The following is a 22,318-nucleotide window of genomic DNA, read 5'->3' on the forward strand; positions in this document are numbered from 1 at the left end:
GCCTGAAGTACGCTACGGATGGAGTTCGCCCAGCGGAAACTCCTCGTGCGAGAGCCTCCAATTGTCCACCCATAGCTTAGTTAGTTCGATGAATTTGCTTGTCGCAGGGGAAGCATGCTTCATGGAGGGGATGACGATTCCGAGCGACCGGGAGTTGGGAGCCTCAAGTTCCAGCATGGAGACCTGGTGGTCCCGGCTGCTTAGAATCATCTCCGAGATAATACTGATGCCGAGTCCATTCTCCACCATGGCGATAATGGCATAATCGTCCCCTGCCTCGAACTGAACTCGCGGCTGATGTGGCAGTGTGCGTAATACGCGTCTGACGTCCTGGTCGCAGCCCTTCGTCGGCATGATGAACGACTCTTGCTCGATCTGAGCATAAGATATGTGCTTGCATCCGCTAAGCGGATGCTGCTTGGGAACGATACAGACCATTCGGTCCATCCACAGAGGAATGGCCTCGAAGCTGTCCGAAGTCGGCAAGGACATGAAGCCGAAGTCGATCTCCCCGTTTTTTAGCCAGCCTTCGATCTCATCGTAATCGCCGTTAATAAGCTTTACTTCGATGAGCGGATGCTCCTGCCGGAAGCTGCGGATGATTCCCGGCAGCCAGTTGATAGAGACGCTGGAGAAGGTGCCGATGCGGATGGTTCCGGCTTCCACCCCCTTAATCGCATCGATCTCCTGTTTAAGCTGTTCGTCACAGTTCAGCAGATTCCGAATATGCCTCAGCACCCGCTCACCGTTCAATGTCAATCGGACGCCCGTTCGATTGCGGATCAGCAGAACGAAGCCGAACTCATCTTCAAGGCTGCTGATGGCATGACTGACCGCGGACTGAGTAAGTCCCAGCGCTTCAGCTGCACGGGTGAGACTCCCAAGCTCAACAATTTTCTGAAAGACTTCGTATTTGATCAAGCTCATAATTTCCGCCTCTTTTTCATGAATATTATTCAACTATATAGTTATAAACATTCATTTTATTTATCCTTTGTTCAGTTATATACTAACCTTAGATCCGGGATACGTCCAGTGCCGGTTTAGGAAAGCGGACTTCCCTCGCGATTTCACCAGAACACAAAGGGGAGAGAATGAATGAAAGCCAGAAACGCCGATTTGCTGATGATGCTCGTAACGATGAGCTGGGGCTCGTCTTATCTATTTATGAAGACCGGACTGGATTCCGTATCCCCGTTCAACCTGGTCGCACTTCGATTCGGTTTGGCGTTTGTGCTATGTGCGGCCATATGGTTCAAACGGTTGCGTTCGACGGATAAAATGACGCTAATGTATGCCTTCGTACTAGGGTTTATCCTGTTTGCCGTATCTGCCTCCATTATCTTCGGTCTCGGAAGCACTTCGACGTCCAATGCAGGATTTCTTGCCAGCTTGACGGTAATCTTCGTTCCGGCATTGTCTGCGATTGTACTGAAGCAGAAGCCGGAAGCGAAGCTGATCGCGGGCGCTTGCTCGGCGCTTATCGGTATCGGGCTGCTCACGATCAGCGGTCCGATGAGCATAAAGCCTGGGGATTTATTGTGCATCCTGGCTGCGCTGCTGTACGCTGCCCATATTCTGGTGACGGGAGCGGCGGCGAAGACTGCGGACACTCTGAATCTGGGAATTCTGCAATTAGGATTCGCGGCCGGCTTCGGCTTGGTATTCTCGTTCATGTTCGAACATCCCCGCCTTCCTGAATCAACTGGGGGATGGGTATCGATCCTGATACTAAGCGTCGTATGCAGCGCAATCGGCTATATCGTTCAGTCCATCGCGCAAAAATATACCACACCAGCGCATACGGGACTTGTTTTCTCGCTGGAGCCCGTTTTTGCCGCGATATTCGCTTACCTGTTCGCGAACGAACTGCTGCCCCTGAGAGGTTACGTTGGAGCCGCATTGATTCTACTTGGGGTGCTGATGGCCGAGGTGAAGCGGAAGAGCGTTACTCCGGATCGGGTTGGATACGGCAATGGTAAGGGAGTGTCATGAGTATTTGATTAATAAAGTATAAGAGGGTAAGGTCCTTCTAATTAAGAAGCAACATTCTGATAGGTTTATGCCTTTTGATTCGTATTACATAGTAGGTACCGAACAATAGTGTGAGGGAGGGCAGCATTTGTGAAAATAACAGAAGATAATGTTGTACAACAAACTAAAAACCGCAACGAGAAGGCCATTGCATTCATCATTCAAAGTTACGGGGGATTACTCACGGCGATTATTAAACGTCATATACAGAACAGTCAGCTGGATTATGAAGAATGTTTAGATGATGTGCTGCTGGCCATTTGGCATAATATCGACGCATTCGATGAAAGGAAAAATACATTTAAGCAGTGGATTGCCGCCATTGCAAAGTACCGCGCAATTGATTACCAGCGAAGAATGATGAGAAACCGGCAGCAATTTATCAGTGCGGAAATATCCGATCATCTATACCAAAAGCAGCCGATATCCCCGAAACAAGATGTGGAGGAAGTGTTAGCTCACTTATCTTCCAAAGAACGGGCCATTTTTGAGAAGTACTATTTAGAGGGGGTATCATCTCGTGAAATAGCACTGCAAATGAATGTGAAGGCGTCCTGGATTCATAACAAGCTCTCACGCGGGCGCAAGAAGCTGAAACAGATTTTTATTCCTAAGAATGAGGTGTGAATCCATGTCAATGTATACAGAGTTAAATGATTTGCAGCTTGATGTATCAGAATATGAGGAAATGCCTTTAACAGAGATTGAACGAAAAAAATGGGAAAAACGTGTATTAATAAAGCTTCATAAACGCAAACATAACTACTCAAAAAAATGGATAGGGCTAGCTGCCGCCCTCCTTCTGGCAATAGGTGTAACCATTCCTCTTGGAAAAGTATCGCTCGCACAGATGCCATTTGTGGCGGGACTCATCGAACATTTTATTAATGGAGATAAACCAGCCAATTATTCAGCCTATAAAACAGCAATCGGTGAAACGGCTGAAAATGCATATGGCAAGCTGACACTGAATGAAGTGCTAGTCGATGCGGACAGGCTCCTCATAAGCTCGACATTTGAGCCGGCTAAAGGTGTCTCTTTTGATTATCAAACTTTTCTGTCTCCACATGTCCTTGTCAACGGAGAAGACCTTCAAAAATCAGGAGGAGCACAGTCGATTAAAGTAAATGATGGCATGTATACGATTTATGGGGATATAAAGATGAGTCATTTACCGAATGATGGTCCGCTTCAAATCAAAATTACTTATGATACAATCAGTAAACGTAAAAGGATTGCGATTGAAGAGCCGTGGGTATTTAATATAACGGTGTCAACAAGTCAGTTAGAGAAAGATACAAAAACCTTTACTATCGACAAGACCATCACACTCAATAATGGACAAAAAATAACGCTTAAAAAGGTGATTGTCACCCCCGTTTCGACATTAATCTATTATGATACGACAGAGGCATCGGAATCGACTCGTTTCAAACTTATTTCCTCTGATGGCAAGGAAGTTCCTTTTAGTGAAGGCTATGGCTCTAGCGATATTGGAGACACTTCATATACCCGTTATGTACCGATTGATTTAGAGAAAGAGACCTATTCGCTTATCCCTGTTAATGAGAATAATGAAGAGGTAGGGCCTGAAGTTCAAATTCGATAATGAGAAGCGAACGCCGATACATCCTATTGGGAGGTGCTGAAGATGAATGAGCCTGGGTTGGAGAAGGCGATGGACACCCTGCAATATTTGAGCCAGGATTCGGAGGCCAGACGATTGTATGAGGCTAGACAGAAATATTTACATGATGAAGCTTCCATGGTTGAGGGGGCGAAGTCGGCGGGTATTATCGAGGGCAAAATGCAAGTAGCTCGAAATATGCTCGCTATGGGCTTGGACATTGCTACAATTGCCAAAGCAACCGGTCTCACTGAAGACGAGATTAAGTCTATAAAGCTTTAAATAATGTAACCTCTTGTTGAATTTGTGCGTTTATGAGGGGGCGGATCTAACGAGCCTTCATTGTCCGCGTTTCTTGGGATAATGGAGGTTATCTTAAAATTATGGTTGTCCTCTCAATCAATCCATGGTATATTACTTTTTGTGGCTGTATTATTTTTGTATTCATACGCGGTCGTGGCGGAATTGGCAGACGCGCACGGTTCAGGTCCGTGTGGGCTAACCCCCCGTGGAGGTTCGAGTCCTCTCGACCGCATACAAGATAGATAAATGACGATGCAGTCCAAGTTACTTAGCAACAGCTCTTCAATTATGAAGAGCCTTTTTCTTTTTTTGGGGACAAAGTTTTTATTTGGAAGAGAAGTGAAGACATATGATACAGCCTAATGTGAACGTGAAGCAGGGCTTACTTGAAAAATATTTCTCCGGGCAGTCTATGGACTACCGCCAGATGATCGCGCTATTTATTCCGATTCTGATTGACCAGGCCTTCGTGGTGGGGCTTAATCTCGTGAACACGGCCATGATCAGCTCGGCTGGAGTGGCGGCGATCAGTGCGGTGAATATGATCGACTCCATTAACATTTTTTTGCTTAGTGTATTTATCGCCGTTGCGACAGGCGGAACGGTTGTAGTAGCCCAGTATAAAGGGAGCGGCAACAATGCTATGGTCTCGAAAGCGACAGCCGGTGCGGTATCTTCCGTGTCTCTGTTGGCGCTTTGCGTCGGGTTGTTCGGGGTGCTGTTTCACGGCCCTCTGCTTAACCTGCTGTTCGGCGCCGCGGCGCCGGATGTTATGGCCAATGGCAGGACCTATTTGATCGGCAGCAGCATCTCATTCTTAGGCATTGCGGTTGTGGAAGCGGTGTGCGGGGCCCTTCGGGGGATCGGCAGTACGCGGGCTTCGCTCTTTCTGTCGCTGATCATGAATCTGATTTACGTCCTCTTAAATCTCGTATTTATTAATTTGCTGAATATGGGCGTTCTCGGTATGAGCATATCCATTAATATAGCCCGGTATTTAGCGGCTTTTTGCGCCCTGTACTATTTGTTCCGGCTGGACAGCAATCTGCAAATCAAGCTCCGCGACATCCTGTCACTGAATCTATCCATGTTGAAAAAAATTATGTTCATCGGCTTTCCGTTTGCGGCGGAGCAAATGTTTTTTAACGGGGGCAAGATTTTGACCCAAATCTTTATCGTAAGCATAGGCACGTACGCGATTGCCGCCAATGCGATTGGCGCCGCTTTTGCCGGAGTTATGCAAATTCCCGCGAATGCGCTGGCTTTGACTATTATTACGGTGGTCGGTCAATGCATGGGGCGGGGGGATGTTAAAGATGCGAGAAAGTTCATCAAGTCCTTTATTGTGGCGTCGTCGCTGTCCTTTGTGCTCATGGGGTTGTTGATTTTGCCGTTCTTCAAGCCGCTCGTCTCGCTGTTTCATCCTCCTGCAGAAATTGTGGACGATATTTTCTTGATTGTACTTATCAATACGATTCTCCAAGTTCCACTCTGGTCTATTAGCTTTATTGTTCCTTCGGGGCTTCGGGCGGCGGGCGACTCCAAGTTTACCTCGATCGTTTCCATGCTGTCCATGTGGCTGTTCCGCGTCGTGCTTGGTTATATTTTGGGCATTGTTCTGGACTTAGGCGTTCTTGGCGTCTGGCTTGCGATGGACTGTGAATGGGCAGTACGGGGCGGGATTTTTCTCAAACGGTTCCTCGGAAAAAAATGGTACCAGCACCGCCTTATCTAATAGGCAGACTGTCAGGTCTGGTGCCAGCTGGGTGTTCCCTTCTATTTATGTTGTAAAGAGATTCATTGCCAGCATAGAGGGATTGCCTTATTATGGATTTAAACATTCCATCTTAAGGAGGTACATGAATGGCGCATATCATTTTCTATACCAAGCCCGGTTGTATGGGAGCGGTCCGCCAAAAGTCGCTGCTGGAAAGTTACGGTCATACGCTGGAGGAACGGTCGCTGCTGAGTACGGAGTGGACACCCGAGACGCTGCAGCCCTATCTTGCAGACTTGGAGCTGAAAGATTGGTTCAACCCGAACGCCCCTGCGGTCAAATCGGGTCAGGTCATTCCGGGAGCCCTTTCCCGGGAGGAGACGCTGGAGTTGTTATGCAGCGATCCCATCCTGATTAAGCGCCCGCTCATGAATATCGGCGGTCAGGTTCTTGCAGGTTTCGATGCGGAACATCTGAAGGAGATTGGCCTCTGTGAAGTTCCCTCCGGTTACAATACAGGCTGCCATAGCCAGGATCAGGGCGGCGCCTGCGCTTCCGGGTCGTGAACAAGCTTTGCCGGATTTAATAGTGACGCTGTGGTGAGAGTAGAGTGCCTTAACAGGCGCTCTTTTTTAGTTTTGCCGCCTGATTCCCGTTGCATTACCGTAGCCTAGCCTGCTATTCCAATGTTAACTTAGCTCCCGCAGTTTCCAAATGTTTAATGAACAGCCTTGGTATTCTTTCAGGCAGGCAGTATAGTGTTGTTAATATGCCGGCACTTACAGTAGGAGGGGGATACGAATGTCGAGCAGGATTGCGATAGGCAGCAGCGATGGGCAATGGATTGACCAGCATTTCGGCAGCTGCGAACAGTTTATGGTTTATGATGTATCCGCGGAGGGCGAGTGGACACTGGCGGAAGTCCGCAAGACAGGAAATGACGGCCTCACCGGCAGACACAGCCAGGAGCAGTTGAACAAAATAATAGGCCTTTTATCCGATTGCAGCACAGTGCTTGTCAGCCGGATCGGCATGGGGGTCGGCGAGGAGCTTAAGGAGCGCGGGATAGCGTTCAGCACCGATTATATCTCGCTTAAGCATGCTCAGGAGAAGCTTATTACCACCTGATCCTTCGCTGCTGGAGCTGTTAACAATACACTTGGGATGCTATCAAAAAGTTGGTCAGTAACGAAACCAACCCGCTGTAGCAGCGGGTTGGTTGTTTTTCACTCTCTAACTCATTCCTCACTTGTTACCCGCAGCCCCTGCGAGCACAGACGTTCCAAACAGCAGTTCATCGTAAACCCCAAGCATTTCTTCCGCCACGCGCCCCACGCGGTAATAGTCCAGTCCTGCCCCGGCCTGGGTGCGGTAGTGCTGGCGCTTTGCCTCATTGGAGAGAAACTCCCCAATTGCTGCGGAGAGCGCCTTGGCGTCCCGGGGAGGAACCAGAATTCCCGCTTCTCCATAATCCAGTGCTTCGGGGATGCCGTCCACATCGGTGGCTACGATGGCGCAGCCCGATTCCCGGGCCTCGATCAGGACAAGCCCGAACGGTTCCTTATGGGAAGCCAGGACGAATACATCTGCGGCTTTCATCCAGCGGCGGCTCTCGGCCTGGAAGCCTGCGAACCGGATTCTGCCGGAAAAAGGCGAGGCCGCAGCCCGCTCCTCGAACTTGGCACGGTCCGGCCCGTCGCCTACGATATAGAGCCTTGCTTGCGGATGGTCGCCCGCAAGAAGATCGAAGGCGTCGATGAGATCGGAGATCCCCTTACGCTCGTACATACCGGCAACCGTGATGATAGCCTGCCCTTCCAAGGGGATAGGACCGGAATCAGAATCGCGCGGGCTTCCAATGGTGCCGTTCAGAATGACGCGAAGCTTGTCCTTGCCGACACCCCGGCCAGCCATGGCCTTGGAAACTGCCTGGCTAACGGCGATCACTCTGTCGCCAACCTTCATGTAGTCCGCGCTTTTTTGAAACTCGTTATGAACATGAGTCACGACCTTATATTTACGGAAGCCTTTCAGATAGCGGGCGAGTATCGCTCCGGTCATCATGTGCGCATGAATGATATCGGGTGAGAAGTCTGCGACTACCCGTCTGAAATTAAAAACAGCCCGCATCAGCTGAGCGGGCCTTCTTGTCTGGTCCAGATAGTAATGCCGGATGTTGTACCTGGCAATAAGCTCTTCATACTGTCCGCCCGCCGATACGATGCACACCTGATGATTTCTTGCTGCCTGTTCGCAAGCCAGGTCGACCATAACGTTAACGATTCCGTTACCCGTTTCCTTCACATGATTGGCGATATGAAGAATACGCACGAGGTTCCCTCCTTTAAACTGGGCGTTTCTCGCTTTCGATGACATAGACCGGCTTCTCACGTTTTTTTTCCCGGCCGTAAAGTTCATAGAGTTTGATTTCCTTGAGAAACTCATAATACATCCAGAAAAAGGCGACGCTGAAACCGGCAACTCCTTTCGTAATCATTTTGCGGACGAACAGGGTATAGATCAGCTTGGCGGGGGGTCTGAACAGAAGTCTCATCAGACTGAAGGCTTTTCTTCGATCATAATCTTTTCGGGCTTCGAGATCGGTGTACTTGTTAAAGCGCTGTACATGGTCCTGAATGCTGCGGTAGCCGTGATGCCAGAGTGTTCCATCCAAACAAGGGACTGCGGAGGGATCGACATCCGGGCCTTCGTGAACGAGGACGTCCTTCATCCGCACTTCATCTTTTTTGTACAGCCTCACGAGATGCTCGCCCTTTGGCATCCACTTGCCGAGAAAATCGCCGATCCGGTACACTGTATAGGCTTTCACCTTATTCTCCGGCTCCTTTTTCCAGTCCATCAGCGACTTCTGGAGCTCTTCGCTTACCTCCTCATCTGAGTCGATAAAAAAGATCCAGTTGCTGGGCGCATGATCCGCCCCGAATATTCGCTGTTTGGCATATCCCGGCCAGGGATTATGGTAGACGGTGCAGCCGAGCCGCTTCGCAATGAGGACCGTTCCGTCGGTGCTGCCTCCATCGACGACGACGATATCGTCCGCAAAGGGACGGCAGGAGAGAATGGCCTGCTCAATCTTCTCTTCCTCGTTCTGTGTGATAATCACAACGGACAATCGTTTGCTGTCAGTCAATGTTTAGTTCACCTCTTTTTTGGCGGTTACCGCTATGTTAAGTTGTCCGGGTCTAACGCTTCACTTCTTATAATTCCAGAGAATAATAGGTTTTAGGTTTAGTTTAATCCCAAAGTTAAACTAGTGTATATACCTCAATAGTTCACCTTATATTCATCCTTTTGAATGAGTGCGTGAATGGCGGATACGCCGGCCGGATTGCGAGGCCAAACCGAAACACAAAATTGTAACAATGTGATAGAAATATTCAGGATTTTTAAACAAGAATATTGACGTAATAAAAGCAAAACAATATAATCCTATCAAGTAACTCGGAATTGTAAGTTTTGGCGAAATCAAAGGCAATTCTTAAATAAAGTCGAGCGGACAGCCGCAGGCCGTATTCTTTCTTCTCCCGGAAGAAAGAAGCGGCCTTTTGTGTTTAACGAAAGGCCTGCGCCGCAGCTTTATCTTAATTTAACGAGAGGAGTAATGCAGATGTCCCGCTATCCATTGATCTCCACGGACGCGATAACCGATGCTTCCCCAGAGGAGAATACTAAGCAGTCGATCATTTCGATCCGGAAGCTCGGCAAATCTTTTGTATCCGGCAGCGGCAAGGGGGCAGTTCGCTATCAGGTGCTGAAAGATGTCGATCTGAACATTCAGAGGGGGGAGTTTTTTATCCTTCTGGGTCCTAGCGGTTGCGGCAAGTCCACATTGCTTAACCTGATCGCCGGTTTTGAGAAGCAGACCGAAGGCGAATTGCTCGTGGACGGACAGACCATTGACCGGCCTGGAAAAGAGCGGGCCATGGTTTTCCAGCATCCGGATGCTTCCCTGTTCCCTTGGCTGAATGTCCGGGAGAACATCGAATTCGGCCTGCGTATGCAGGGGGTGAGCCGCGGGGAACGCAAGGCTGTCTCCGACCGGTATATCGAACTGGCGGGCCTAACGGGGCATGAGCGTAAATTTCCTCGTGAGCTGTCGGGCGGCATGAAGCAGCGGGTTCAGATCGCAAGGGTACTCGCGAATGACCCGGAGCTTTTGCTGATGGATGAACCGCTGGGGGCCCTGGATGCGTTCACCCGCAGAATAATGCAGGATGAACTGGTGCGGATATGGACGGAGACCAAGAAGACGGTCATTTTTGTAACGCATGATATTCAGGAGGCGGTGCTGCTCGGGGGCCGCATCGGCATTATGTCCATAGGTCCGGACTCGCGCGTGTTCGAAATTATGGATAACCGTCTTGAGTATCCCCGTGACATCACCTCGCGGGAGTTCAATTTAATGCAGAAAAAGCTCCAAAGCATCTTCCAGGACGATCTGTATTTTCATTTATAAGCCACTCTGAAAGGAGGCAAAAATACGATGCGTTATGTTCGGAAAGGATTGAAGGCCGGCCTTATTTCCTGGCTGCTGTTCCTGATCGTGTGGCAGCTGGTGGCCATGAACTCAAATCCGGACTATTTCCCCACTCCGATCCAGACTTTGCAGGGGGCGGTGGAACTGTTCACGGACAATTCACTGGTCTCTTACGTCTTAATCAGCTTTAAGCGGGTGGTGCTCGGATGGCTGCTGGGCAGTCTGCTGGGCATTCCGGCCGGCCTCTTGATCGGCAGGTTCAGATGGCTGCGGGAACTGGTCGAGCCTTATCTGAACTTCTTCCGGTTCATTCCGGCGCTGGCCTTTATTACCCTGTTTATACTGTGGTTTGGGATCGGAGAGCAGTCAAAAGTCATTCTTATCATGTATGCGACGCTGTTCATTGTCGTGTTGAACACGGCTGCGGGTGTAGTGAATGTGGAGGATGACAAAATCCGGTCGGCACGGTCGCTGGGAGCCTCGGAGCGGCAGATTTTGATTCATGTGATTATTCCCGCTGTCGTTCCCGCCTTTTTCAACGGGGTCCGGCTGGCTATGGGGAACTCATTCATGGCCATTGTCGGGGCGGAGATGATAGCAGCCAATGAGGGAGTCGGTTATCTGATCTGGACCTCGCGGCTGTATTCCAAGACGGACTGGATTTTCGTCGGCCTTCTGCTGCTGGGATTGATGGGCTTTGCCGGGGACCAGCTGCTGCGCTGGATGGGGAAGACGACGCTGGGGCGCTATGGAATTGCCAAAGAGACTAGATTTGGAAAGTAAAAAGGTTTGGGAAGTAAACTTGAACTGTAATCATGGGGGGACAAGACAAGTGAAAAGCAAGCAAAGCCAGGTATGGAAAGCAGTCGCCGCAGCAGTTTTGTTAATGGGAATCGTGATTTCATTGTCAGGCTGCGGAGACGCCAAGGCGAAGTCGGAAGAGACGGCGGATGGCGCCAAGCTGCAGAAAGTGCGAATCGGGGGAGATTCCTCTTTGTTCTCGCTGCAATTTCGGGTAGCCAAAGAGCAGGGCCTGTTCGAGAAAAATGGAATCGATGCTGAAATATCGACATTTTCCTTCGGTATTGACACACTCAATGCGGTACTGACCGACCGGGTGGATGTCGGGGAAGCGATGGATTATGCGGCGCTCAGCGCGCTGTCGAAGGGAGATTTAAAGGTGCTGTCCCTGTTCTCCTCGCCGAAAGAGACCAGTTCGAAGCTGTTCGCCAGAGACGGAATCAGTAAGCCCGAGGATCTGATCGGCAAGAAGCTGGGCGTACAAAAGGGGACGGTGAACGAATACATCTGGGGCAAGTATTTTGAGACGTTCCATATCGACAAGAAGGATGTTACTCTCGTTCCGCTGCAATCCACGGCAGAGATCCTGGCGGCTTACGACAGAGGCGACATTCAGGCCGCCTGGTTCGGCACCGCGTTCTTCGACAAGGCGGAAAAGGTAGAGGGCTCCAAAGCGCTTAACGATCTATCCGCAATCAACATCCGAACAAAGGGATTTTTGGTCGCAAAAGCAGCTCTGATCAAGGATAATCCTCAAATCTCGGAGGGACTGAACAAGGCGCTGGCGGAGGCTTCCCAGTATATTGCCGATCATCCGGAAGAGGCCGCCGAGCTGGCCTTCAAAGAGGTGAAAATTCCAAAGGATAACGCGCTGCGGGAAATTAAGAATGAATGGGAATTCGACATCCGTTTCTCCCAGGAAGATTTGAACCAACTGGAAGAGATTAAGAAATGGAGCGTTGACAACGGCTATATCGAGCAGGATTTCAAGCTTGACGACAAGCTGGCGCTGGAAGGATTAAAGGAAGCTTTTCCGGATAAAGTGACTGCTAAATAAAAATAAGGGAGATGCATACAATGAGCGATTTGAAAAATCGGCTGCATGAGGAGCTTGCCATCAAGAATGCGTGCCAGGTTGAGGGGATAAACGCCGATCCCGCCATTTTTGAAGGGGCAGGGCTGGGTGACCAATACCAGGAACAAATCCAAACGCTGTTCGATTACAATCTGCATAATCATACGGGTGTTGTTCTGCCGGTGTGCTTCTATACTCCAGGAGGACTGCGGGTGGGCTACCGCTGGAACGACCGGTCTCCTTACAAGCTGCGCAAAGAGGGGAACCATTTCATCCTGTACCATGAGCGCAAGGAACTGTTTCCGGTAAGCTTGAAAAAGCGCCCCAAGTACTACAGCCTGAAGACGTCGGACGGCGCCAATATGAATCAGGTTGCGACTCACAACGGGGAAGGCGCCATCTTCGTCTCCTACAGCAACGAGTGCTTTCTGAAGGAAACCGGGCATGACTGCAAATATTGCAACATCAACTATACGCATGATACGTATGGGGAAGAGCATGGCGTAAGCTGGAAATACCCGCGCCAGATTGGCGAAACCGCTGCGGTCGCTTACCAAGAGGGAGCGAAGCATATTACCATCAGCGGAGGATTTATCCCTGAGCGGCGGGAGATTGATTACTACTTCGACGTGGCCGAGGCGATTCAAGAGCATACTGGGCTTGAGGACTTCAACGGTACAGCCGTAATCGGCGCGCCGCTGGATCTTAGCATCCTTGAGCGTTACAAAGATGCCGGCTACCGTACAATAGCCATGAATCTGGAGATATGGGACAAAAATATTTTTAATTCGGTCTGCCCCGGAAAGGTGATTCACTGCGGCGGCTGGGATCATTGGGTGAAAGCGCTGGAACGGGCTGCGGTCGTCTTCGGCCATGGCCGTGTCCGCTCCAATTTTGTCGGCGGCATGGAGACCAAGAAATCAACGCTGGAAGGCGTGAAATATCTTGCCTCCCAAGGGGTAATCGCCTATGCCGGAGCCTGGATTCCGAATCTCGGTTCGGAATATGAGGGCCATCGGTCGCCGCTTCCGGAGTGGCATCTGGACGTTGCGTATAAAATCGTCGATATTTTCCGCGGCGCCGGGTTTACCTATGAGCAGCTGTATGATTCCAGCGCCTCTGCAGACGGATTATGGAATGATATTTACAAAATTGAGGAGGAGCGGCTGCCGGTATTCAAGGGCGAACCTTCGGTTGTCTGATTTTTGCAGGAATAAGGGAGTAGGGATCATGATACCGGCATGAGGCCGGGCGAACATAAAAGCCAAGAGGCAGCCGAACCAATAGGTTCGGCTGCTCCCCTTGCACTTTGGTACATATGGATTGTTCTCTAAGGCGTACTGTCTTTTCGGCAGTATGCCTTATTTTTCGGCTATTTATGAATCAAGTAACATAATGGCGTTTCCCATGCAAAGATATTAAATAGTAGCCGGGGGGGGGGGGAGACGGGGGACCGACCGTTATTCAGAGAATCCAGGTGCGACCATGAAGCGGATCATGCAGAAAGCCTGAAATTATGCATCTTTTGGCCGCGTGAGAAAACCCGTTGTATCACACACCTGCGGATATACAGTTTTTTCCTATGTTCAGTCTTGTATTCAGCTGATACGGCCTTAAATTCCTGCATAAATTCAGGATTTCTCTATGTATGAAAGATTTGGATTTGAAAAACCTGCACTTTTAGCCCATTTGCCAGACGCTGAACTTCAATTACAGCGCGTGGCCTCATCCCTTGATTTTGGAGCGTCAAGAAGTACGCACCATGCCCGCAGCAGTACATCTCAACAGCGGGGCGTCCCGAACGGGAGTATCCCAAAAGGTAATGAAGTGACCTGGGAGGCTGCCTCAATTTTTTAGCTCTGGGAAAACAAAAAGATAGGATGAAGACACCGCTATCACCCTAGACTTCTCAACAAATCATCCTCTACGCCTATATCCGGCGCATCTACTTTTACTGAAGAATTATACGGTTGACCCAAATGCCAAGCCGGCCGGTCAAGGATGAATCCCTTGACCGGCCGGCTTGCTTTTTTTACATAATGGTTGTGTCCTTGAGACTTAAAATCCACTTCTGGAGCACCCTCATTTTGTCAACGGCTTCTCTTATCCAGCGAGCTGCTTGCCGTCGTACATATACGTCTTTTCCTGTCCGTCCACGATGGTCCGCAAATGCACGTTCCGGCCCCACAGCCGGTGAACGAGCGGAAGGGTGCGTTCGACGTATTTCCGGTCGAGCTCCAGTCCTTCATACCGGTTGTCGAGCAGCAGCTCGCCCCGGCCGTGCAGGTCGTCGTCCTTGACGGTCAAGTAGGGGAAGCCGCCGTTGGTCCGCGAACGGATCAGATTATCCTTGATTTCGGCGACGTCCTTGGCCGTTACTTTGTATACCCGCTCCTCCTGCTTGAAGACGAACAGATCCATCTCTTCCGCCAGCTCTTTCGTCAGATAGTTGCGGATGAACGACACGTCCGATTCCGTCTCCCGGATTTCAAACAGCGCTTTAAGTCCTTCCTTCTTCTCGATATGCCGCAGCATCATGAGGCCCAGATAGTACGGGTTGATCCGTCCCGGGGAAGGCTGGATGACGCCTGCATTCATTTTGGCAAATTCGACAATTTCCGAATCGCTGAGGTCAAGCTCGCGGACGAGCTTCAGATGCCAGTAGCTGGCCCAGCCCTCGTTCATAATCTTCGTCTCCATCTGCGGCCAGAAATAGAGCATTTCGGCACGGAGCATATACAGAATTTCCCTCTGCCATTCCTCAAGATACCGGCTATGGCCCGCGATATAGCCGATAACATCCTTCACTCCGCCGTCCGCTTCCCGGAAGCCTTCGGCTCGGCCGAACCGCACGAACGGATCAACATGCTCCTGAATGGCGATGCCCGCGTCCAGAAAGGCTTCGACCTCGTCCGAGCCGTATTCATGGCTGAACCGCTCGATGCGGTCGGCGAATACGGCCATGCGTTCAACCATCTGCCGGTCGGTGCCCGCGAACATGGCGTTATTTTTGAAGAAATCGCTGTGCCCCAGTACATGCGCCACAATCAGCTTATTCTGAAGCAGTGTATTGCTGTCCAGCAGAAACGCGTAGCAGGGATCGGAGTTAATCACCAGCTCGTAAATTTTGCTCAGTCCATGGTCGTATTCCGTCTTCATGCGCTGGTAGGCTTTACCGAAGCTCCAATGCGCAAAACGGGTTGGCATGCCGTATGCGCCGATGGAGTACAGCACCTCGGCCGGGCATACCTGGTAGCGCATCGGAAAGAAATCGAGCCCATGCTCCAGCGCAAGCTCCGTCAGGCGCTCCGCCGCCTGTTCCAGCTGTTCCGCTTCTTGATCGATCATAAGTGCCGCCTCCTCCTGACGTAAGAGATTGCCATGCCTTTAGCTTGCCGCCACCTCGTCGCCGAAGAACGCCTTCAGCGTCTTAAATACATCTTCCTTTTCCTTCAGAACCGCCTGTACAAAGGCGGGAGAATTCAAGCTCGCCAGCGACTCCCAGAGCCGCTTGCTGCCGTAGATATGCTGCCGGATTTCACCATAGCCCAGCATGTTGACCTTCTCCAGCAGGTCGCCCGCCAGCTTCACGGTTGCCGGATTATCGCTGTCGAGATTATCCCCGTCCGAGAAGTGGAAGGCGTAGGCGTTGAACTGGCCCGGTGGATAGTCCGCATCCAAAATCGTATGCGCAAGTTCATATACCGAGGAACATTTCGTTCCGCCGCTCTCTCCTTTGCGGAAGAAGGAATCCTCGTCCACTTCTTTCGCCTCCGTGCAGTGAGACAGGAACCGGATCTGCACATTCTCGTACTTGGTCCGCAGGAAACGGACCATCCAGAAGAAAAAGCTGCGGGCCACGTACTTCTCGAAGCTGCCCATCGATCCCGACGTATCCATCATGGCAAGCACGACGGCCGAGGACTGCGGCTTCCGGATATCCTCCCATGTCTTGAACCGCAGATCGTCGCCGATGATCGGGCCAAGGACCGGAACGGACGCGCCGGAATCCGGAATATACCCTGCGCTTTCCGCCGAGTGCAGCCCAAGGGTCAGTCCGAGCCGCGCCGCCGTTCCGGCGAGATCATTCGTGCCCGGAGCTGGAACGGCTCCGGCAGCTCCGCCCATGGCATCCGCGTCATAGCCGCCATAATCGGCGGTGGATTCCGACCACGCCGCCGCGCCTGCCGCTCCCGGCAGTCCTCCGCTTAGCGCCTGACGCTTGATCGCCTCGAACAGCGTGCGCTTTTTGTCCACGTTCGAGATCATGCCCTGCTTGCGGACGTCCTCGAACCGGACGTCTTCAACAGTCAGATCGGGAGCGGCCTTAGGCTTCAGCTTCGGCAGCTTCAAATCCTCGAACACGAGCTCGGCGAGCTCGTCGATCGTCAGCTCCGCCTCGTAATAGTCGGCGCCCGGCTGATCGCCCGCTTCGCGTCCCTTGCCAGGTCCCGCCGCCTCGCCGTCTCCCGCCTTGCCGATAATATCACCGACTTGCGTGCCGCCCTGTCCCTGTCCAACCTGCGGCTTGTCCTGGGTATTGTAGCGGAACTTCGGCTCATCCAGGCTGCGGATCGGAACTTTGATCACTTTATCGCCCTGGGGCATTATAATCGACTCTTCGCTGACAAGGTCGGCGAGATTTTCACGTATCGCTTCCTTTACTTTGCGCTTGTGACGCTCCTGGTCGATTTCTCCCTTGCGGTGCAGCGACCAGTCGTCGCGCGCGATCACGAACAATCGCTTGTCCATGCCGCCCACCTCCTGGAATAAATGGATTCTTCACTGAAAATGCAGTTGATCCGGCGTGCAATCGTACAGAAGAGGAACAAGGAAAAGGGGCGTACGGCCTTCATGGCCGTCACCCACAGGTTGATGCGGGAGGGAGTTCCAGCAGGACTGCTCCTTCCCGCTCTTTAAAGAGAAACGCTGCTGTAACGGCGAACACGTCCGCTGCCAAGGCTTGTCTGTTCCCCGTTACCGCTTCAGCAAGCTAAATACGATACGGGCAATTGCCCCTGACTATCGATTCAGCAGACTTCAACGCTCTGAGGCGGACCCGCCTCGTAACCGGTTCTTCAATCTGAATACGATACCGGGCAAACCCGCCTCGTCACCGATTCAGCAGACTGCCGACGTATTTCATCAGCTCATTGGCGCAAGTGGCGCAGTAGCCGTGATGGTCGATCAGGCGCCGGGAGACCTCGTTCATGCGCTTGAGCTGGCTCTCGTCCGGGTTGATCGTCGAGGTTGTAATTTTGATGACGTCTTTCAGATCGGCGAACAATTTTTTCTCAATGGCATCTTTAAGCGGCTCATGCGAGGTGTACTCGAACTGCCGGCCGCGGCGTGCGAACGACGAGATTTTGATCAGAATTTCTTCGCGGAACGCCCGCTTCTGGTTCTCGGTCACGCCAATCTGCTCCTCAATGGAGCGCATCAGCTTCTCGTCCGGATCATGCTCTTCGGAGGTGATCGGGTCCTTTATCTTGTGACCGCTGCAGTACGCCTCGACATTGTCCAGATAATTGTTGAGCATCGTATGGGCCGATTCCTCGAACGAGTAGACAAAAGCGCGCTGCACCTCGGTCTTCGCTTTATGATCGTACTCCTTGCGGGCCTGCGTAATCAGATTCATCAGCCGCTCGCGTTCTTCCTTGGAGATCGAAGGGTGCTGGTCGAGCCCCTCTTTGAGGGAGCGGAGCACATCCAGTGCGTTGATGCAGGACTTGCCGCCTTTGATCAGCGCGCTGGAAATGCGGTTGATGACATAACGGGGGTCGACCCCGGACATGCCCTCGTCGGGATGCTCCCGCCGCAGCTCGTCCACATCGCCCTTCTTCACGCCGTCGACTTCGACGCCGTCGTAGAGGTACATTTTTTTGACAAGATCAATGCCGGGCTTTCTTGGTTCTTTGAGACGGGACATCACGGTGAAGACAGAGGCGGCAAAGAGTGCTCCGGGTGCCAGATGCACCTGATTGTTCAGGCCCGAGGCGTCAACAAGCTTGCGGTAAATCCGTTCTTCCTGGCTGGCTTTCAGATTATAGGGTATACGCATGACAATCATGCGGGAGTGGAGGGCTTCATTCTTCTTATTGGAGATAAATGCGCGGTATTCGGTTTCGTTCGTATGGGCTATGATCAGTTCGTCGGCGGAGATGAGCGCAAATCGTCCCGCTTTAAAATTGCCTTCCTGCGTCAATGAAAGCAAATTCCACAGAAACTTTTCATCGCATTTCAGAATTTCTTGAAATTCCATCAGGCCGCGGTTGGCCTTGTTAAGTTCGCCGTCAAAACGGTAGGCCCTGGGGTCGGATTCGGAACCGTAACGGGTAATGGTTGAAAAATCAATGCTGCCCGTCAGATCGGCAATATCCTGCGATTTGGGGTCCGACGGAGCGAAGGTTCCGATTCCTGTCCGGTCGCTCTCCGAGAACAGAACCCTCATAACGGGCATGTCCTCAATCCGGCCTCCGTATTCACTTTCGAGCCTCATCCGGCAGACCGGGCAGAGATCGCCTTCGATATGCACCCCGTACTCCTTGCGGAATTCCTCGCGCAGCTCGCGGGGGATAAGATGGAGAGGCTCCTCCTGCATCGGGCAGCCTTTAATGGCGTAGAGCGCGCCTTCGGGCGTGCGTGTAAAAGATTCGAGACCGTTCTTCAGCAGGGTGACAAGTGTTGATTTACCGCCGCTGACCGGACCCATGAGGAGCAAAAGACGCTTGCGGACATCAAGCCGCTGGGCCGAAGGACGGAAATATTCTTCCACGAGCAGCTGAACGGCATCCTCAAGCCCGAACAGGGTTCCGCTGAAAAAAGCGTACTCCCGCCGGCCGTCCCCCAGCTCGGTTATACCTGCCGCCTCGATCATCCGGTAGACCAGTTCGTGCGCTGTCCCGGCGATTCGCGGATTCTCTCTAACAAGCTGCAGGTAATCGAGAAAGGAGCCTTCCCAGAAGAGATCATTCTCCTTGTCCCGATACGTTAGTAATTTTTCCAAGAACGTCATGCTTACCGCCTCCCTCTTTTAATGTCATTCGTGAAAGGATCAAGGTGACAGATGCAGCGCAAGTGTATAAAGACAGCGCGTCCATTCCGACAGAGCAGTAGAGACATAGTTCTTGCTTATTTAGTTGTCTATAAAGTGTAGCATAAACTCTATCATCTAGCGACAACAAAAATGTTATACGGGAAGTAGAAACAGGGAGTAAACAGGAATATTCACAAAAATTTTAAACAATTTTAAGGTTTCTTTGATATGTAAATTGACATTTTGATGAAAAATTTAGAAAAAGAGTCTTCATACGCCTGTGTTGTGTTATGTAAAATGACAAAGAGTGCGCCGCCCCTATGAGTTTCTTCATTTGTTCAATACGGAATAACGAATACAATTAGCGCCATATTCATTTAAAAATATTAAGGTTGGCGAATGAGCTGTTCGAGGCAGTATAGGCGGACATAGATGAGGGGCTCTCGTCTGAACAGGAGGATGAAGCTATGATTTACATTTCCGATGAAGCGATCGACCGGATGATCGGGGAAGATGTTCCGTACGTCGATCTGACGACCTGGGCGTTAGATATCGGCGAGAAGCCGGGAACCATCGAGTACTTCTCGAGAGAAGCTGCGGTGCTGTGTGGAACCGAGGAGGTGCTGCGCATGTTCGCCAAACTGGGGGTAACCCCGGTATTCAGCCTTCCGTCGGGAACGAAGGTTGAGCCCGGGCAGATATATCTGTCAGGTAAAGGCACGGCCCGTTCGCTGCATATGGCCTGGAAAGTAACGCAAAATTTGCTGGAATGCTGCTCCGGCATTGCAACCAAGACAAGACGGATTGTGGACAAAGTGAAGTCGGTCAATCCGAACGTTTCCGTGGTGAGTACGAGAAAAAGCTTTCCCGGAACCAAGGCGATGAGCGTCAAAGCGATTTTGTGCGGCGGCGCAGCACCCCATCGCCTGGGGCTGTCTGAGACGGTGCTGGTCTTCAAGGAGCATGCAAGCTTCTGCGGCGGACCGGATGCTTTCGTTGAGCGGATCAGTGAGCTGAAGTCCAAGGTCCCGGAGAAGAAGCTGGTCGTCGAGACGGATTCCATTGAATATGGTCTCCGTCTGTGCCGCGCCGGGGTGGACTGCCTGCAGTTCGACAAGCTGCCGCCGGATGTGCTGCTTGCGGGAAGTGCGGAGCTTCGGGCCGCGAATCCGAATGTGGTGCTGCTGGCGGCAGGAGGCATCGACGAGCATAATGCTGAAGCTTACGCGGCTTCCGGCGTGGATGTGCTGGTGACCACGAGCCTGTTCTTCGCGAAGCCGCTCGATATGAGCGTCCGGCTGCTGCCGGACGGGGAGTGAGCGGGCGACTGCATGCTGCCGCGAGTTCGCGGCAAGCGAGTGTATGTGTACAGGGAAAATAAAATAATGGACTGACCTCAAAAGGAAACAGCGGCGAACTAGGACTCAAAAAATGAAAGTCTTAGACTCCGCTGTTTTTTAGCTATAGTTTCCCCGTTAGCTTAACGTGCTTCTAGTGTACAAAATCCGGGAGCTAGGGTGTTTTTTTAAAAAAATGTAATCATTTTTATGTAAGTGTATATGTTTTGTTGAAAACAAACGAGTAATTGAAGTATATTTTTCAAGTAAACGTCTACACTTAACTGTATATGATTACATATTTTAAAATAGGTGGGGGGTGTCTTAACTTGGGGGATCTAGATTTTGATTATATAAAAAAGGGTTTTTTGAATGTTATTCAACAGTTAGGCTTGCACGAAGAAGAATTTTTTAATCTGGTTCGTCGTTATCCCAATATCAATAAACTAGACGATCTTATAGCAGTTATTAAAACTGAATGCGAAAGTAAGAAAGAGGCGGCAATCTATCCGGATATCATAGAGCTGTTTAGGGACTATAATGGGATTGTCAATACGAACATTCTTAAAGAAAAACAGATAAATTACTATCAGCTCAACAAGCTTGAAGCATTGGGTAAGATTGTTAAACTTAAACGTGGACTCTATGCTCTTAAAGATATCAATTACATGGTTGATGAGATTGTAGAAGCCGCTCTTTTTGTGCCTAAAGGTGTCCTATGCCTATACTCTGCCCTTGCCCATCATGAGCTAACTACTTATACTCCGAGTGAGTACCATTTTGCAGTATCCCGAAAAGAGAGAAAACCTGCTCTCCCAGACTATCCGCCGATCCGGTTATTTTCTTATGATGACGATACTTTTGACATGGGGATTGAAAAGATAGAGAAGGATGGTCATGTTATAAAAGTATACGATATGGAGCGAACAATTTGTGACACTGTAAAATACAGGAACAAACTTGATGCCAATGTCGTTAAGGAAAGTTTAAATAACTTCTCTAACAGCAGGAAGAGGAATTATACCCAACTGCTTAAATATGCAGAGAAGTTGAGAGTAAAGTCTATCCTGAATAATTACCTTGAGGTGTTATAGATGGTTTCAAATGTTGCTGCTTCAGTCATTGACAAACTAAAGAACGTTGCCAGAGCTAATAAAAAAGCGTTCAATGTCATCTCCATCCTTTATTACCAGGAGCGTTTCCTAAAACGATTATCGCTGTCCAATTATAAGGATAATTTTATTCTTAAGGGTGGCTTATACTTATATTCCGTAACACAGTTCAAATCCAGGCCAACGAGAGATATGGATTTCTCAGGCCGTAGAATGAACAATGATGCCTCAGTATTGGTCAATATCGTTATTGCTATATGCCAGTTGCACCCTGGCGATGAGCTTAGAGCATTGTACATAAGAATTGACCTAAAATAAAGCTTACTTATTATTTTCGTGTGGAACAAGCTGTCCAAATTCATAATTCATCACAATCGTAATAAATAAAACTTGCCCTTCCAGTACAAAATGTACGATAAACATCTGTTATCTTAGATGCTGATGCCGTTACAATTGTCGGTTAGGAATAGTAGTGCTGAACGTCAGGCTCATATTTGTCTCACTTAGGAATATCACTGATTTTTTCAATAATCCCCATTCAATTCAGGCATACTGATTTTGCTGTTATGTCGTCTTTCCTCAGAACATGGCATGAGATTTCCTAGGGATTATCTTGAAAATATTATCATGTAAGTAGTGGAAATCATAAATCACCCATCGAATTCTTGCGAATAGCAATGATCATCTTCAAGTCACTGTTATCTCTATCTACATCTCCATAAAAAGAATATGCAGTGTTATCGAGCATTCTTCTTTCCCTGACTGGTAAGGTTATGTC

Annotated in this window: 19 protein-coding genes, 1 tRNA gene and 1 pseudogene; 15 read left to right on the forward strand and 6 right to left on the reverse strand. The window is 50.3% G+C overall.

What is annotated here, in order from left to right:
- Positions 1–12 precede the first annotated feature (12 nt).
- The gene (locus PDUR_RS01110; RefSeq protein ID WP_042204705.1) at positions 13–927 is read right to left on the reverse strand and encodes a LysR family transcriptional regulator; all 915 of its coding nucleotides are present in this window, start codon (positions 925–927) and stop codon (positions 13–15) included.
- A 171-nt stretch (positions 928–1,098) separates the two neighbouring features.
- On the opposite strand from PDUR_RS01110, the gene PDUR_RS01115 reads away from it, so the two are divergent.
- From PDUR_RS01115 to PDUR_RS01150, 8 genes and pseudogenes are all read left to right on the forward strand, one after another.
- Entirely contained in the window at positions 1,099–1,995 is an 897-nt protein-coding gene (locus PDUR_RS01115; RefSeq protein WP_042204707.1) for a DMT family transporter, read from the forward strand.
- A gap of 129 nt (positions 1,996–2,124) precedes the next feature.
- Entirely contained in the window at positions 2,125–2,661 is a 537-nt protein-coding gene (locus tag PDUR_RS01120) for a sigma-70 family RNA polymerase sigma factor (protein ID WP_042204708.1), read from the forward strand.
- A 4-nt stretch (positions 2,662–2,665) separates the two neighbouring features.
- Entirely contained in the window at positions 2,666–3,643 is a 978-nt protein-coding gene (locus PDUR_RS01125) for a DUF4179 domain-containing protein (protein ID WP_042204709.1), read from the forward strand.
- 12 nt (positions 3,644–3,655) lie between these two features.
- A pseudogene (locus tag PDUR_RS01130) lies at positions 3,656–3,943 on the forward strand (Rpn family recombination-promoting nuclease/putative transposase); the annotation flags it as partial.
- Positions 3,944–4,111: 168 nt separating this feature from the next.
- A tRNA-Leu gene (locus PDUR_RS01135) sits at positions 4,112–4,196 on the forward strand.
- A gap of 117 nt (positions 4,197–4,313) precedes the next feature.
- Positions 4,314–5,699: an MATE family efflux transporter gene (locus PDUR_RS01140; RefSeq protein ID WP_042204711.1), complete on the forward strand. Its 1,386-nt coding sequence runs from the start codon at positions 4,314–4,316 to the stop codon at positions 5,697–5,699.
- 128 nt (positions 5,700–5,827) lie between these two features.
- The gene (locus PDUR_RS01145; protein ID WP_042204712.1) at positions 5,828–6,247 is read left to right on the forward strand and encodes an ArsC/Spx/MgsR family protein; all 420 of its coding nucleotides are present in this window, start codon (positions 5,828–5,830) and stop codon (positions 6,245–6,247) included.
- Between the two features lie 235 nt (positions 6,248–6,482).
- Entirely contained in the window at positions 6,483–6,809 is a 327-nt protein-coding gene (locus PDUR_RS01150; RefSeq protein WP_042204713.1) for a NifB/NifX family molybdenum-iron cluster-binding protein, read from the forward strand.
- Between the two features lie 117 nt (positions 6,810–6,926).
- Here the strand turns inward: PDUR_RS01150 and PDUR_RS01155 are convergent, their stop codons facing one another.
- Together PDUR_RS01155 and PDUR_RS01160 are read right to left on the reverse strand one after the other, a co-directional pair.
- Positions 6,927–8,012, reverse strand: a complete 1,086-nt coding sequence (locus PDUR_RS01155; protein WP_042204714.1) for a glycosyltransferase family 4 protein — start codon at positions 8,010–8,012, stop codon at positions 6,927–6,929.
- A gap of 13 nt (positions 8,013–8,025) precedes the next feature.
- Positions 8,026–8,832, reverse strand: a complete 807-nt coding sequence (locus PDUR_RS01160) for a glycosyltransferase family 2 protein (protein WP_042204715.1) — start codon at positions 8,830–8,832, stop codon at positions 8,026–8,028.
- 477 nt (positions 8,833–9,309) lie between these two features.
- Between PDUR_RS01160 and PDUR_RS01165 the strand changes: the two genes are divergently transcribed.
- The 4 genes from PDUR_RS01165 to PDUR_RS01180 are packed head-to-tail and all read left to right on the forward strand — an operon-like array spanning position 9,310 to position 13,257.
- Positions 9,310–10,158, forward strand: a complete 849-nt coding sequence (locus PDUR_RS01165) for an ABC transporter ATP-binding protein (RefSeq protein ID WP_042204716.1) — start codon at positions 9,310–9,312, stop codon at positions 10,156–10,158.
- Between the two features lie 27 nt (positions 10,159–10,185).
- The gene (locus PDUR_RS01170) at positions 10,186–10,962 is read left to right on the forward strand and encodes an ABC transporter permease (protein WP_042204717.1); all 777 of its coding nucleotides are present in this window, start codon (positions 10,186–10,188) and stop codon (positions 10,960–10,962) included.
- A gap of 49 nt (positions 10,963–11,011) precedes the next feature.
- Positions 11,012–12,037 carry an ABC transporter substrate-binding protein gene (locus PDUR_RS01175; RefSeq protein ID WP_042204718.1) on the forward strand — a complete coding sequence of 342 codons (1,026 nt, stop codon included), beginning with the start codon at positions 11,012–11,014 and terminating at the stop codon, positions 12,035–12,037.
- A 20-nt stretch (positions 12,038–12,057) separates the two neighbouring features.
- A complete protein-coding gene (locus tag PDUR_RS01180; RefSeq protein WP_179945175.1) occupies positions 12,058–13,257 on the forward strand; it encodes a radical SAM protein in 1,200 nt (399 codons plus the stop codon).
- A gap of 901 nt (positions 13,258–14,158) precedes the next feature.
- Here the strand turns inward: PDUR_RS01180 and PDUR_RS01185 are convergent.
- The 3 genes from PDUR_RS01185 to PDUR_RS01195 all read right to left on the reverse strand — a co-directional run bounded on the left by PDUR_RS01185 (position 14,159) and on the right by PDUR_RS01195 (position 19,070).
- Positions 14,159–15,403, reverse strand: coding sequence for a SpoVR family protein (locus tag PDUR_RS01185; protein ID WP_042204721.1), 1,245 nt, complete (start codon positions 15,401–15,403; stop codon positions 14,159–14,161).
- 39 nt (positions 15,404–15,442) lie between these two features.
- Positions 15,443–16,807 carry a YeaH/YhbH family protein gene (locus PDUR_RS01190; RefSeq protein ID WP_042204723.1) on the reverse strand — a complete coding sequence of 455 codons (1,365 nt, stop codon included), beginning with the start codon at positions 16,805–16,807 and terminating at the stop codon, positions 15,443–15,445.
- 361 nt (positions 16,808–17,168) lie between these two features.
- Positions 17,169–19,070: a PrkA family serine protein kinase gene (locus PDUR_RS01195; protein ID WP_042204724.1), complete on the reverse strand. Its 1,902-nt coding sequence runs from the start codon at positions 19,068–19,070 to the stop codon at positions 17,169–17,171.
- 488 nt (positions 19,071–19,558) lie between these two features.
- Between PDUR_RS01195 and modD the strand changes: the two genes are divergently transcribed.
- From modD to PDUR_RS30235, 3 genes are all read left to right on the forward strand, one after another.
- Entirely contained in the window at positions 19,559–20,410 is an 852-nt protein-coding gene (modD, locus tag PDUR_RS01200; protein ID WP_042204725.1) for a ModD protein, read from the forward strand.
- 347 nt (positions 20,411–20,757) lie between these two features.
- Complete coding sequence (locus PDUR_RS01205; RefSeq protein ID WP_052409891.1) at positions 20,758–21,522, forward strand: type IV toxin-antitoxin system AbiEi family antitoxin domain-containing protein; 765 nt, start codon at positions 20,758–20,760, stop codon at positions 21,520–21,522.
- Positions 21,523–21,858 (forward strand): nucleotidyl transferase AbiEii/AbiGii toxin family protein, encoded by a 336-nt coding sequence (locus PDUR_RS30235; protein ID WP_081949331.1) that lies wholly within the window; start codon positions 21,523–21,525, stop codon positions 21,856–21,858.
- The last annotated feature ends 460 nt before the right edge of the window (positions 21,859–22,318 follow it).

Source organism: Paenibacillus durus, assembly GCF_000756615.1.
GTDB classification, from domain to species: domain Bacteria; phylum Bacillota; class Bacilli; order Paenibacillales; family Paenibacillaceae; genus Paenibacillus_AQ; species Paenibacillus_AQ durus.

What these genes read in the sequence shown, in the direction of transcription:
- PDUR_RS01110 (WP_042204705.1), bottom strand. Translation starts at nt 927, where the DNA reads ATGAGCTTGATCAAATACGAAGTCTTTCAGAAAATTGTTGAGCTTGGG.
- PDUR_RS01115 (WP_042204707.1), top strand. Translation starts at nt 1,099, where the DNA reads ATGAAAGCCAGAAACGCCGATTTGCTGATGATGCTCGTAACGATGAGC.
- PDUR_RS01125 (WP_042204709.1), top strand. Translation starts at nt 2,666, where the DNA reads ATGTCAATGTATACAGAGTTAAATGATTTGCAGCTTGATGTATCAGAA.
- PDUR_RS01140 (WP_042204711.1), top strand. Translation starts at nt 4,314, where the DNA reads ATGATACAGCCTAATGTGAACGTGAAGCAGGGCTTACTTGAAAAATAT.
- PDUR_RS01145 (WP_042204712.1), top strand. Translation starts at nt 5,828, where the DNA reads ATGGCGCATATCATTTTCTATACCAAGCCCGGTTGTATGGGAGCGGTC.
- PDUR_RS01150 (WP_042204713.1), top strand. Translation starts at nt 6,483, where the DNA reads ATGTCGAGCAGGATTGCGATAGGCAGCAGCGATGGGCAATGGATTGAC.
- PDUR_RS01165 (WP_042204716.1), top strand. Translation starts at nt 9,310, where the DNA reads ATGTCCCGCTATCCATTGATCTCCACGGACGCGATAACCGATGCTTCC.
- PDUR_RS01170 (WP_042204717.1), top strand. Translation starts at nt 10,186, where the DNA reads ATGCGTTATGTTCGGAAAGGATTGAAGGCCGGCCTTATTTCCTGGCTG.
- PDUR_RS01180 (WP_179945175.1), top strand. Translation starts at nt 12,058, where the DNA reads ATGAGCGATTTGAAAAATCGGCTGCATGAGGAGCTTGCCATCAAGAAT.
- PDUR_RS01185 (WP_042204721.1), bottom strand. Translation starts at nt 15,403, where the DNA reads ATGATCGATCAAGAAGCGGAACAGCTGGAACAGGCGGCGGAGCGCCTG.
- PDUR_RS01190 (WP_042204723.1), bottom strand. Translation starts at nt 16,807, where the DNA reads ATGGACAAGCGATTGTTCGTGATCGCGCGCGACGACTGGTCGCTGCAC.
- PDUR_RS01195 (WP_042204724.1), bottom strand. Translation starts at nt 19,070, where the DNA reads ATGACGTTCTTGGAAAAATTACTAACGTATCGGGACAAGGAGAATGAT.
- modD (WP_042204725.1), top strand. Translation starts at nt 19,559, where the DNA reads ATGATTTACATTTCCGATGAAGCGATCGACCGGATGATCGGGGAAGAT.
- PDUR_RS30235 (WP_081949331.1), top strand. Translation starts at nt 21,523, where the DNA reads ATGGTTTCAAATGTTGCTGCTTCAGTCATTGACAAACTAAAGAACGTT.